Here is a 12,731-nt window from a genome sequence, read left to right as displayed (position 1 = left end):
CGGATCGTGTCGATCACGATGATGGTCTTCGTGCTCGTCCCGGCGGTGGCACCGCTCATCGGCTCCTTCATCATTGCGGGCTTCGGCTGGCGCGGCATCTTTCCGGCCTTCATCGTCTTCGCCGTTCTCTCGACGGCATGGTTCTGGCTCCGTCAGGCCGAGACCCTTCCCGTGCGGGCGCGCCGGCCGCTGCGCTTCGCCACGCTCGCCGCAGCCGTGCGCGAGATCCTGACCCACCGGCTCGTGGTCATGGTCATCCTCGTGATGACGCTCGCCTTCGCCTCTCTCTTCGCCACGCTTTCCTCGACCCAGCAGGTCTTCGACCGGCATTTCGGGCTGGCCGAGAGCTTCCCGCGCTGGTTCGCGGTCATCGCGCTCCTCTCCGGCTTCGCGAGCGTGCTCAACGCGCGGCTGGTGGTGCGGCTCGGGATGCGGGCGATGGCGACCGGCACCTTCGCCGCGCAGACGGTCAATTCGGCCGTCATGGTCCTGCTCTTCGGCGCGAACCTCGTGCCCGAGTGGGCGGCCTTCTGGCTTTATTTCTACTGGACGGTGACAGTCTTCTTCATGGCCGGTCTGACCATCGGCAACCTCAACGCGCTCGCTCTCGAACCCATGGGACATATCGCGGGCACGGCGGCCTCGGTCGTAACGGCGCTTGCCACCGTGCTTTCGGTGCTCGTGGCAGCCCCCATCGGGCTTGCCTTCGACGGCACACCCTTGCCGCTGATGGTCGGGGTCTTCATCTGTTCGGCGCTCGCCGTGCCGCTGATGCTGGCCCTGCCCCGGCGCGAGGGCTAGGCGACCTTTTCCGCGAGTTCTCTGGCGATGGCAAAGGCGCCCTTGATCTTCTCGCTGTCACGGGTCCAGTCGCGCTGGATGACGACCTTGTTGTCCCTGATCTTCGCAAGCCCGTTCTGCGCCTGAAGAAACTCCACCAACCCCTTGGGATTGGGAAACTTGTCGGCGTGGAACTGCACTGTCGCACCCTTCGGCCCGGCATCAAGGCGGCCGATGTGCGCCCGCCGGCACATCGCCTTGATGCGCATGACGAGGAGGAGCGTGTTGACCTCCTTCGGCACCGGACCGAAACGGTCGATGAGTTCGGCGGCGAAACCTTCGAGATCGACCTTCGTCGTCAGCGTTGAGAGCCGCCGGTAAAGACCGAGTCGCACATCCAGGTCGGGCACATAATCCTCGGGGATCATCACCGGCACACCGAGGTTGATCTGCGGCGACCACTGGCCATCCTCGCCGGTCGGCGCCTCGATGTCGCCGGCCTTGATCCGGGCGATCGTCTCCTCCAGCATCTGCTGGTAAAGTTCGTAGCCCACCTCGTTGATATGGCCGGATTGTTCCTCGCCCAGGATATTGCCCGCGCCCCTCAGGTCGAGGTCCTGGCTGGCCAGCGAGAAGCCCGCGCCGAGGCTGTCGAGCGAGCCGAGGAGCCTGAGCCGCTTCTGCGCGGCGGGCGTCAGCGGCGCGCGGGGCTTCGTCGTCAGGTAGCAGTAGGCGCGCAGCTTCGCGCGCCCCACCCGTCCCCGGATCTGGTAGAGCTGGGCGAGACCGAACATGTCAGCCCTGTGGACAATCATCGTATTGGCGGTCGGAATATCGAGGCCGCTTTCAACAATCGACGTGGCCAGAAGCACGTCATACTTGCCGTCGTAGAAGGCGTTCATCCGGTCGTCGAGGTCGCCCGCCGCCATCTGGCCATGGGCGACGACATAGCTCACCTCCGGAACATGGGTCTTGAGGAAGTCCTCGATCTCCGGCAGGTCCTTGATGCGCGGCACGACATAGAAGCTCTGCCCGCCCCGGTAACGCTCCCGCAGAAGCGCCTCGCGGATGCTGACGCTGTCGAACTCCGAGACATAGGTCCGGATCGCCAGCCGGTCCACCGGCGGCGTGCCGATGATCGAAAGGTCACGGACACCGGTGAGCGACAGCTGCAGCGTCCGGGGGATCGGCGTGGCGGTGAGGGTCAGGACGTGGATCTCCGACCGCATCTCCTTCAGCCGCTCCTTGTGGCCAACTCCGAAATGTTGTTCCTCGTCAATGATCAGGAGGCCGAGGTTACGAAACTTCACCTGCTTCGAGAGCACTGCATGGGTGCCGATTACGATGTCCACCGACCCGTCGGCCAGACCCTCGCGCGTCGCCTGCGCGTCGCGGGCCGAGACGAAGCGCGACAGGGGGCGCACGGTGATCGCGGTGCCGCGGAAACGGTCGCCGAAGGTCTTGAAATGCTGGCGGGCGAGCAGCGTGGTGGGGGCGATCACCGCCACCTGCACCCCCGCCTCGGCGGCGACGAAAGCCGCGCGCATGGCGACCTCGGTCTTGCCGAAGCCCACGTCGCCGACGATGAGCCGGTCCATCGGCTGCCCCTCGGCAAGGTCCTCCACCACCTCTTCGATGGCCGACAGCTGGTCGTCGGTCTCCTGATAGGGGAAGCGGGCAGCGAAGGCGTCGTATTCGTGGTGCGCGGCTTCGAGAACCGGCGCCTTCCGCAGAAGCCGTTCGGCCGCAACGCGCATGAGCCGTTCGGCCATCATGCGGATGCGTTCCTTCAGCCGCGCCTTCCTGGCCTGCCAGGCGCCGCCGCCGAGCTTGTCGAGAAGCCCCTCCTCATGGCCATAACGGCTCAGGAGTTCGATGTTCTCGACCGGCAGGTAAAGCCGGTCGCCGCCGGCATATTCCAGCGCAACGCAGTCGTGCGGCGCGCCGAGCGCGGTGATCGTCTCCAGCCCCGTGTAGCGGCCGACCCCGTGATCGACATGCACCACGAGGTCGCCGGGCGAAAGCGACTGCGCCTCGGTCAGGAAGTTGTCGGCCTTCCTGCGCTTCTTCGCACCGCGGATGAGCCTTTCGCCGAGCACGTCCTGTTCGGAGATGACGGTAAGGTCCCCACCCGTGAAGCCATGCTCCAGCGCCCAGACGGCGAGGAAGACGCCGCCCCGGCCCTCTGGCACCTCGCGGATGTCGCGGACGGGCTTCGAACCGAGAAGCTCCTCGTCCTCCAGAAGTCCCTTGAGCCGCTCCCGCGCGCCGTCCGAGTATGAGGCGATGACCACCTGGCCATCCGCGCGCCGGGCGTTCACATGATCGACCAGAGCGCTGAAAAGGTTGACATTCTCAAGTTGTCGCTCGGGCGCGAAGTTGCGCCCTATCCGCCCGCCCGCATCGAGAACGCCCGGCCCCGTCGCCTGCGGCAGCGCGACGAGCTGGATCACCCGGTGCCCCGCGAGGGCCGCGTCCCAGCCTCCGTCGTCGAGGTAGAGCAGCCCCGGCGGACAGGGCTTGTAGACGGTGTCGAGCCGGTCCTTCCGCGCCATCGCCTCGGACCGGGCGTCGTACTGGTCCTCGATCCCCTCCCAGCGCGACAGCCGCGCCGGGGTGAGCTGGTCGTCGAGCATCACCGCGGCGCCGGGCAGGTAGTCGAAGAGCGTCTCCAGCCGGTCATGGAAGAACGGCAGCCAGTGCTCCATCCCGGCGTGCTTGCGGCCGGCGCTCACGGCCTCGTAAAGCGGGTCGTCGGTCCCCGCCGCGCCGAATTCGATCCGGTAGGTCTGGCGGAAGCGGGTGATCGCGGCCTCGTCGAGAATGACCTCGGAAACGGGGGCGAGTTCGACCTTCGCCAGCTTCTCCGTGGTCCGCTGCGTCGCCGGATCGAAGCGCCGCGCGCCGTCGAGCACGTCGCCGAAGAGGTCGAGCCGGACCGGACCGCCTTCCCCCGGTGGATAGATGTCGATGATGCCGCCGCGCACGGCGTAGTCGCCGGGCTCGGTCACCGTCGGGCTCTGGGTGAAGCCCATGCGGACAAGGAAGGCCCGCAAGGCGCCCTCGTTCAGCCTCTGGCCGACGCGCGCGCTGAAGGCAGCCTCCCTGAGCACCGCGCGCTCGGGAAGCCGCTGGGTCGCGGCGTTGAGGGTGGTCAGCAGGACGAAGGGCCGCGGCAGGCCATGGGCGAGCGCGGCGAGCGTCGCCATCCGCGTGGCCGAGACGTCGGCCGCCGGCGAGACCCGGTCATAGGGCAGGCAGTCCCAGGCCGGGAAGGTCAGCACGAGCGCGTCGGGCGCGAAGAAGGCCAGCGCCGCCCGCATTGCCTCCATCCGCTTGTCGTCGCGGGCGACGTGGACGACTGGCGCGCCCCTGGCAAGCTCGCGGGCGATCAGGCGGGCGTCGAAGCCTTCGGGCGCGCCGGAGAGGGTGATGTGGGCGGGCGTGGTCATGGCGGCTGACGTAGCCTTCCCCGCGCCGGTGTCAACCGGGCAGGATGGAGATGTTGAAGTTCTGCAGCATCCCCCAGAAGGCGGTGACGAAGGTCGAGATCATGCCGATGACCTGCACGCCGACGCGGTGCAGCGCGAGCCGGCGCCGCAGCGCCTCGCCCCGATCACCCTCCTCGGCGATCCGGCGCGCCGTCGCCACGCTCATCAGTCCCACGACCGTCAGCGGCGCAGCGATGAGAAACACGGCCTGCGCGAACTCGACCTTGTAGACAAAGCCGAGAAGCGCGAGCGTGGTCAGCGCGAAGGCGAGCATGGCGAGCAGGATCACCCCGGCCTCGCGGACGATGTAGAGGATGCGCGACACGTTGATGCGCGCGATGTCCTCCAGGTCGGCCTCGGCCTGTCCGCCGGCACGGCGGGCGCGCAGCACCATGTCATAGGGAATGCCGAGCACCCAGTGCGAGGCGGAGGACCAGGTGACGGCAAGCGCGATCCAGTACCACAGGTTTGAGAAGGACCTGAGGTCGATCAGGTCGAAGATCAGTTTCGTCCAGTCCAAGTCCTGCCCCCTGAAACGCCCCTCGGCAGGGCGTGTTGCCGCGATGCTAGCGGTGCCCTGCGGCGGTTTCCACCCTTGAGATGCGCACCGATCCGTGCAACCCGTTGCCAAACCCGAAACCGGAGGCGCGCCATGACCCCGAACCAAGCCCCCTTCCCCGGTCTCCGCTTCCGCCGCCTGCGCCGGACGGCCGCACTGCGCGATCTCGCGCAGGAGCACCGGCTGAGCGTGAAGGACCTGATCTGGCCGGTCTTCGTCACGGACGTGCCGGGCGCGGACGTGGAGGTTCCCTCCATGCCGGGCGTGGTGCGGCGGACCGTGGATGGCGTGGCGCGAGCGGCGGAAGAGGCGGCGACGCTCGGCATTCCGGCGATCTGTCTCTTCCCCTATACCGACCCCGCGCTGAAGACCGAGACCTGCGAGGAAGCCTGGAACCCCGATAACCTTTCCAACCGTGCGGTGCGCGCCATCAAGGCGGCGGTGCCCGAGGTGGCGGTGATGACCGACGTGGCGCTCGACCCCTACAACGCGCTCGGGCACGACGGGATCGTGCGGGACGGGGTGATCCTGAACGACGAGACGGTGGAGGCGCTGGTCAGGATGGCGCTGGCCCAGGCCGAGGCGGGCGCGGACATCCTCGGGCCCTCGGACATGATGGACGGGCGCATCGGTGCGATGCGCGCGGGCCTCGAGGCGGCGGGGCACAAGGACGTGGCGATCCTTTCCTATGCGGCGAAATACGCCTCGGCCTTCTACGGGCCCTTCCGCGATGCCGTGGGGGCGTCCGGCGCGCTGAAGGGCGACAAGAAGACCTACCAGATGAACCCCGGCAATTCCGACGAGGCGCTCCGGCTCGTCGCGCGCGATCTTTCCGAGGGCGCGGACATGGTGATGGTCAAGCCGGGGATGCCCTATCTCGACGTCTGCGCGCGCGTGAAGGCGGCCTTCGGCGTGCCGACCTATGCCTACCAGGTCTCGGGCGAATACGCGATGCTGAAGGGCGCGGTCCTGAACGGCTGGGTGAAGGACGAGGTGATCCTCGAAAGCCTGATGGCCTTCCGGCGGGCGGGCTGCGACGGCGTCCTGACCTATTTCGCGCCGGATGTTGCGCGGATCCTTGCCCGCTGAGCCGTGCACGACGTCCCGGCGGGATACAACACTTAATGACAGCAAGCGGGTTCTGCCCTATAGATGGTGGCAACCGGCCCGGCGAGGCCGGATGAACCCATTCGAGAGCGGAGCAGAAACATGAACGGACTTTCCCGCCGCAGTTTGATCGTTTCCGGAGGCGCCATGGCCGGGCTTGCCGCCTGCGGCAACGGCCTTGGCAGCAACGGGGCGGCACGACTCGATGCGCGGGTGGACGCCACGCGCGATTTCCTGACCTCGCGCTATCCGGGCACGGTGGACCTGATGAACAAGTCCGTCGGCGTGCTCTACATGCCGCTGATGACCGAGGCCGGATTCTTCTTCGGCGGCGCCTACGGGCGCGGGGCGCTCAGGATCAACGACGTCACGGTGGACTACTATTCCGCCACGCAGGCAAGCTGGGGGCTTCAGATCGGCGCTCAGCAGTACGCCCATGCGCTCTTCTTCATGACCCAGCCGGCGCTGGCGAAATTCCGGGCGGCCGATGGCTGGGCGGTCGGGGCCGACGCGAAATACGCGCTTCCGGACCAGGGCGGATCGCTGGCCGCGGACACGGTGACGACGCTCGCGCCGGTCATCGCGCTGGTCTTCGGCCAGTCCGGACTCATCGCCGGGGCGACGCTCGAGGGCACGAAGTACACCCGGATCATCCCCTGATCCCGGGTCTCGTCCCGGGCGCGGCCCGGGACGACCCGCGCGGAGGGCATCAGCCTCCCGCGTCCACGAAGAACCATGCGACCGGTGAAGGCCGCTCTCAGCCGAGCTTGCGCAAACGCGCAAACAGGCTCGACGTGTCCCAGCGGCCGCCGCCCATCTTCTGGACGTCCTTGTAGAACTGGTCGACGAGCGCGGTCACCGGGAGGCTCGCGCCGTTCTCGTCTGCGGTCATGAGGCAGATGCCGAGGTCCTTGCGCATCCAGTCGACGGCGAAGCCGTGGTCGAACTTGCCGTCCTTCATGGTCTTGTGACGGTTCGCCATCTGCCAGGACCCGGCCGCGCCCTGGCTGATGACCTCGACCACCGCCTCGATGTCGAGCCCGGCCTTCTCGGCGAAGTGGAGCCCTTCCGAGAGGCCCTGGACGAGGCCCGCGATGCAGATCTGGTTCACCATCTTGGCAAGCTGGCCCGCGCCCGAGGGGCCGAGGCGGCGGCAGATGCGGGCATAGGCCGCGATCACCGGCTCGGCGCGGGCGTAGTCGGCTTCGGCGCCGCCGCACATGACCGAGAGGACGCCGTTCTCCGCCCCCGCCTGGCCGCCGGAGACGGGCGCGTCGACGAAGCCGATGCCGGCGGCGGAGGCCGCGGCGGCAAGCTCCCGCGTGACCGAGGCCGAGACGGTGGTGTGGTCGACGAAGACCGCGCCCGCGGACATGCCGCCGAACGCGCCTTCGGGGCCGGTGCAGACGGCGCGCAGGTCATCGTCGTTGCCGACGCAGGCCAGGACGAACGCGGCGCCGAGCGCCGCTTCGCGTGGCGAGGCGGCGCTGCGGCCGCCATGTGCCTTGACCCAGGCCTCAGCCTTCGCGCCCGTCCGGTTGAAGACCGTGACCTCGTGCCCCTTCGCCGCGAGATGGCCCGCCATGGGGAAACCCATCACTCCGAGGCCCAGAAACGCCACCTTTGCCATGCACCCCTCCCAAGGTCGTTGCAGCCCGCGCCGATCTGCCCTAGTTAACCGCCCTGCCCGTGCCGTCAACCGGTTCCGTGGGACCGGTGCCGGCATGGGGGGCGCACCGGTCGGCAGTCTCGGACCCTTTCGATGGTAACGGCGTTTCGCTGGCTTCTGAGGATCTTCTCCCTGCTCGTCGGGCTTGCGGCCGCCGGCCTCGGTCTCGTCTACTACTTCGCCGCCGGGTCCTTGCCGGACTACAATGCGACATATGTCGCCGCAGGGATTGGTGCCCCGGTCGAGATCGTCCGCGATACCGCCGACGTGCCCCATGTCTTCGGGCAGACCGATGCCGATGTCTACTACGCACTCGGGTTCGCCCATGCGCAGGACCGGCTCTGGCAGATGGTCATGCTCCGCCGCACGGTTCAGGGGCGTCTTTCGGAGGTCTTCGGGCTGGAGACGGTGAAGACCGACGAACTGATGCGGACGCTCGACCTCTACCGGCTCGCCACCCTGTCGGTGGCGGCGCAGGATGGCCCGACGCGAACGGCGCTCGAAGCCTATGCCAAGGGCGTCAATGCCTGGATCGAGGTCGTCAATGCCCAGTCGCGCGGTCGAGGCGCACCGGAGTTCTTCGTCTTCGGCAGCGAAATATCCTACTGGCAGCCGGCCGATTCCATCGCGATCCTGAAGCTCATGGCGCTCAGGTCCGCGGGCCAGGCCGAGACGGAAGTGCTGCGGGCCCGGCTCTCCGTCCTGTCGGACACCTGGCCGCGTGACCTGATGCCGGACGCGCCGGGTCAGGGGGTTGCTGCGTTGCCGCCCTATGCCGCCCTGGTCCCGGGGGTCAAGCGGTCCTACGCGGCCCTGACACGGCCCGAGACGCCGTTCTGGCCCCTGCCGGCAGCCGCGCGTGCCGGGGCCTCGAACGCCTGGGCAGCGGCGCCCTCGCGGTCCGCCGCCGGCGGATCGCTTCTCGCCAATGACCCGCATCTCGACTTCTCCGCCCCCTCGCTCTGGTATCTCGCCCGGCTGGAACTCGTCTCCGGCGGTGTGATCGGCGCGACCATCCCCGGCATCCCGGCCGTGCTCGCCGGGCGCAACGCCCGCTTCGGCTGGGGCATCAGCGCCGCCTGGGTGGACGACCAGGACCTGAGGATCGAGGAAGTGAATCCCGCCGACCCCAGCCGCTATCGTACGCCCGACGGCTGGAAGCCCTTCACGACGCGGGCCTCGATCATCGAGGTCAGGGATGCCCAGCCGATCACGGTGACGCTGCGCTGGACCGACAACGGCCCGGTCCTGCCCGAGGACGTCTACGACGTCGGCTCGGTCACGCCGCCCGGCCACGTGGCGGCGCTGAGCTGGACCGGTCTCGACCCTGCCGATGCCTCGATGACCTCGGCGATCCGGCTGATGCAGGCCGGCAGCATCGCCGAGGGGATCGCCGCGGGCGAGGGGTTCGTCGCGCCGGCACAGAACGTCATCATGGCCGACCAGTCGGGCATCGCCATGTCCACCTTCGGCGCCATCCCCGACCGCGCCCCCGCGACGCTCGGCCAGGGAAGGCTTCCCGCACTGGGCTGGCGGGCCGAGAACCGCTGGCGGGGCCGGCTTTCCTATGCCGAGAACCCGAGGTTCGTGAATCCGCCCGGGGGAATCGTCGGGAATACCAACAACAAGACGGTGGACCGCGCCTTTCCGCGGCATGTGAGTTTCACCTGGGGCGACACGCAAAGGGTTCAGCGCTGGACGCGGCTGATGCAGGAACGCGAGGTCCACACGCGCGAGAGCTTCATCGCGGCCCAGCTCGACACCGTCTCTCCCGCCGCCCGCACCGTCCTGCCGCTGATCGCTGCCGATCTCTGGTTCACCGGCGAAGCCGCGCCCGCCGGCACGCCCGAGCGGCTGCGCCAGCGCGCGCTCGAGGTGCTGGCCGAATGGGACGGCGACATGAACGAGCACCTGCCCGAGCCCCTGATCTACGCGGCCTGGGTCCGGGCGCTGCAAAACCGGCTGATCCGCGACGAACTCGGCCCTCTGGCCGACAGTTTCAGCCGCGCGGAACCCCTGTTCCTCGAACGGGTCTTCCGTGACATCGACGGCGCCGCGCGCTGGTGCGACATCATGCAGTCGGCCGCGACCGAGACCTGCACCGACATCGCCCGCATGGCGCTCGACGACGCGCTCTTGGAGCTTTCGGAACGCTACGGTCCGAACGTCGAAAGCTGGCGCTGGGGCGATGCGCACCAGGCGACCCAGGACCATCCCGTACTTGGGCGGATGCCGCTGCTGAAGTGGATCGTGAACATCCGCCAGTCGACGAGCGGCGGCGACCACACGCTCGACCGCGGGCTGACCGCGGGCTCGGGGCCGGAACCCTATCTGAACGTGAACGGCGCCGGGTATCGCGGCGTCTACGACTTCGCCGACCCCGACAGCTCGGTCTTCATCATCTCCACCGGCCAGTCGGGGCACCTCCTCAGCCGGCACTACGACGACCTCAGCGCGCTCTGGCGGCGGGGCGAATACGTGCCGATGTCGCTCGACCCGGCCCTCGCCCGCGCGGCGGCCACGGGCATCACCCGCCTCGAACCGGCCGGGGACGACTGATATCTAGCGCCGACCCGCCCGGCGGGTGGAGAGGAGGAGGCTCGTCTCGCTCGCCGAGACACCGTCGAAGCCGCGCACCTTCATCAGCACCCCATCCAGTTCCTCCAGCGTCCGGGTGCCGATCTCGGCGATGAGATCCCAGCGGCCGTTCGTCGAATGCACCGCCGTCACCTCGGGCAGGCCGGATAGCCGCGCCATGATCCGTTCCGTCCCGCGCCCCTCGATCGCAATCATCATCAGGCCCCTGACCGGCATGGCGGTCAGGTCACCGCGGGTCACCACGGTGAAGCCCTGGATTTCCCCCCGCGCCATCAGCCGTTCCATCCGCGCCGTGACGGTCGCCCGGGCAAGTCCCAGCTGCCCCGCGAGGTCGGAGAACGAGGCGCGTCCGTCGCGCCTGAGCGCGGCGATCATTGCCTGATCGGTTTCGTCCAGTTCGCTCATCTTTCCCGTCACTCTGTCAAATACCCCATGCGTTCCGATAATAAGAGCGCTTCTCTCCGACGCAATCCGCTGGAACAGTGCACAGGCGAATCCCGGAGGGCGAAACTTGATGACCAAGACCTGCATCCTGATCGGCGCACCGATCGACTCCGGCCAGCGCCGCGAGGGCTGCCTGATGGGGCCGGCCGCCTACCGTGTGGCGGGCCTTGCCGGAAGCCTCGAAAGCCTCGGGCAGCGCGTCGAGGACCGGGGCGACGTCTCGCCCGCCGCGCTGCGCCCCGTCGTCTGCCCCAACCCCGCCGTCCACCACCTGGCCGAGACCGTCGCCTGGACCGAGGCGCTCGCCGCCGCTGGCCGCGCCGCGATGCGGGACGGCCTGCCGATCTTCCTCGGCGGCGACCACTCGCTCTCGCTCGGTTCGGTCGCGGGCGTGGCCGCCCATGCGGCCGGGGCTGGCCGGCCGCTCTTCGTCCTCTGGCTCGACGCCCATTCGGACTACCATACGCCGCTGACCACGCAGTCCGGCAATCTCCACGGCACGCCCGTCGCCTACATCGCCGGACAGACCGGATTCGACGCCTTCCCCCCCTTCCCCGCCCCGGTGCCGGCCGAACGCATCTGCCTCTTCGGCATCCGCTCCGTCGACCCCGCCGAACACGCGGGGCTTCTCGCCACCGACATGGTGATCTGCGACATGCGCGTGCTCGACGAGCGTGGCATCGTCGCCCCCTTGCGCGAATTCCTTGACCGGGTGCGGGCCGAGAACGGCTTTCTCCACGTCTCGCTCGATGTCGATTTCCTCGACCCCGGCATCGCGCCCGCCGTCGGCACCACCGTCCCCGGCGGCACGACCTTCCGCGAGGCGCATCTGGTGATGGAGCATCTGCACGAATCCGGCCTTGTCACCTCGCTCGACCTCGTCGAGTTGAACCCCTTCCTCGACGAACGCGGCAAGACGGCGAAACTGATGGTGGAGCTTGTCGGCTCCCTCATGGGCCGCAAGGTCTTCGACCGCCCCACCCGCAGTTTCGGATGACCCCGATGCAGAACCTCAACATCGTGCCCTTCGTCAGCGTGGACAACATGATGAAGCTCGTTCTTCATCTTGGTCCCGAACGGGTGATGACCGATCTGGCCACCTATATCGAGGCCGATTTCCGCCGCTGGGAAAGCTTCGACAAGACCCCGCGCGTGGCCTCGCATTCAGCCGTGGGCGTGATCGAGCTGATGCCCACCTCCGACGGCGAGATGTACGGGTTCAAATACGTCAATGGCCATCCCAAGAACACCCGCGAGGGGCTGCAGACCGTCACCGCCTTCGGGCTCCTGGCCGAGGTGAACACAGGTTACCCGATCCTCTTGACCGAGATGACGATCCTCACCGCGCTCAGGACCGCGGCGATGTCGGCGCTCGCCGCGAAGCACCTCGCGCCCGAGGGCGCCACCACCATGGCGATGATCGGCAACGGCGCGCAGGCCGAGTTCCAGGCGCTCGCCTTCAAGGCGCTCTGCGGCATCAGCCGTGTCCGGCTCTACGACATCGACCCGGCGGCGACTGCGAAATGCACCCGCAACCTCGCCGGGTCGGGCCTGACGCTCACCGCCTGCACCTCGGCGGAAGAGGCGATGGAAGGCGCAGGCATCGTCACCACCTGCACCGCCGACAAGCAGAACGCCATGATACTGACCGACAACATGGTCGGTGCCGGCGTCCACATCAACGCGGTCGGCGGCGACTGCCCCGGCAAGACCGAGCTGCACCGCGACATCCTCCTGCGGTCCGCGATCTTCGTCGAATACCCGCCGCAGACCCGCATCGAGGGCGAGATCCAGCAGCTTGCACCGGACCATCCGGTGACCGAGCTATGGCAGGTCATCACCGGCGCCGCGAAGGGACGCAGCGACGCCCGCCAGATCACGCTCTTCGACTCGGTCGGTTTCGCGATCGAGGACTTCTCGGCGCTGCGCTACGTCCACGACCAGCTCAAGTCCCTACCCTACAGCGAGCCGCTCGACATGATCGCCGACCCAGACGATCCGCGCGATCTCTACGGGATGCTTCTGAGGGCCAAGGCCAAGGCGGCCTGACACCCTTTCATTGTGGCGAAAATACTTCGGGGGG

10 protein-coding genes are annotated in these 12,731 nt (G+C 68.2%); 6 read left to right on the top strand and 4 right to left on the bottom strand.

What is annotated here, in order from left to right; translation table 11 throughout:
• The coding region (locus ACMUOO_RS04395) for an MFS transporter (RefSeq protein ID WP_413854890.1) at nt 1-801 on the top strand (801 nt) is incomplete at its 5' end.
• Here ACMUOO_RS04395 and mfd read toward each other — a convergent pair.
• Together mfd and ACMUOO_RS04385 are read right to left on the bottom strand one after the other, a co-directional pair.
• Complete coding sequence (gene mfd / locus ACMUOO_RS04390) at nt 798-4,232, bottom strand: transcription-repair coupling factor (RefSeq protein WP_301920587.1); 3,435 nt, start codon at nt 4,230-4,232, stop codon at nt 798-800. The genes ACMUOO_RS04395 and mfd overlap by 4 nt on opposite strands.
• 31 nt (nt 4,233-4,263) lie before the next feature.
• On the bottom strand, nt 4,264-4,791 hold the full coding sequence (locus ACMUOO_RS04385; RefSeq protein WP_301920586.1) for a component of SufBCD complex: 528 nt from the start codon (nt 4,789-4,791) through the stop codon (nt 4,264-4,266).
• A 132-nt stretch (nt 4,792-4,923) separates the two neighbouring features.
• On the opposite strand from ACMUOO_RS04385, the gene hemB reads away from it, so the two are divergent.
• On the top strand, nt 4,924-5,919 hold the full coding sequence (gene hemB, locus ACMUOO_RS04380; RefSeq protein WP_413854889.1) for a porphobilinogen synthase: 996 nt from the start codon (nt 4,924-4,926) through the stop codon (nt 5,917-5,919).
• A 120-nt stretch (nt 5,920-6,039) separates the two neighbouring features.
• Nucleotides 6,040-6,597 carry a YSC84-related protein gene (locus tag ACMUOO_RS04375; RefSeq protein WP_301918280.1) on the top strand — a complete coding sequence of 186 codons (558 nt, stop codon included), beginning with the start codon at nt 6,040-6,042 and terminating at the stop codon, nt 6,595-6,597.
• A 97-nt stretch (nt 6,598-6,694) separates the two neighbouring features.
• On the opposite strand, the gene ACMUOO_RS04370 is transcribed toward ACMUOO_RS04375, so the two are convergent.
• The gene (locus ACMUOO_RS04370) at nt 6,695-7,567 is read right to left on the bottom strand and encodes an NAD(P)-dependent oxidoreductase (protein WP_301918279.1); all 873 of its coding nucleotides are present in this window, start codon (nt 7,565-7,567) and stop codon (nt 6,695-6,697) included.
• A gap of 132 nt (nt 7,568-7,699) precedes the next feature.
• On the opposite strand from ACMUOO_RS04370, the gene ACMUOO_RS04365 reads away from it, so the two are divergent.
• On the top strand, nt 7,700-10,165 hold the full coding sequence (locus ACMUOO_RS04365) for a penicillin acylase family protein (protein ID WP_301918278.1): 2,466 nt from the start codon (nt 7,700-7,702) through the stop codon (nt 10,163-10,165).
• Between the two features lie 3 nt (nt 10,166-10,168).
• On the opposite strand, the gene ACMUOO_RS04360 is transcribed toward ACMUOO_RS04365, so the two are convergent.
• The gene (locus tag ACMUOO_RS04360) at nt 10,169-10,600 is read right to left on the bottom strand and encodes an Lrp/AsnC family transcriptional regulator (protein WP_301918282.1); all 432 of its coding nucleotides are present in this window, start codon (nt 10,598-10,600) and stop codon (nt 10,169-10,171) included.
• Nucleotides 10,601-10,718: 118 nt separating this feature from the next.
• Here ACMUOO_RS04360 and rocF point away from each other — a divergent pair, with 118 nt between their 5' ends.
• Both rocF and ACMUOO_RS04350 read left to right on the top strand, forming a co-directional pair.
• Complete coding sequence (gene rocF, locus ACMUOO_RS04355; protein WP_301918277.1) at nt 10,719-11,645, top strand: arginase; 927 nt, start codon at nt 10,719-10,721, stop codon at nt 11,643-11,645.
• Between the two features lie 5 nt (nt 11,646-11,650).
• A complete protein-coding gene (locus ACMUOO_RS04350; protein WP_301918276.1) occupies nt 11,651-12,697 on the top strand; it encodes an ornithine cyclodeaminase in 1,047 nt (348 codons plus the stop codon).
• Nucleotides 12,698-12,731 lie beyond the last annotated feature (34 nt).

This window comes from Albidovulum sp. (assembly GCF_041919395.1).
Lineage (GTDB): Bacteria > Pseudomonadota > Alphaproteobacteria > Rhodobacterales > Rhodobacteraceae > Albidovulum.
The sequence above is the reverse complement of the archived record's forward strand: the minus strand, read 5'-3'. Positions and strand labels throughout refer to the sequence as shown.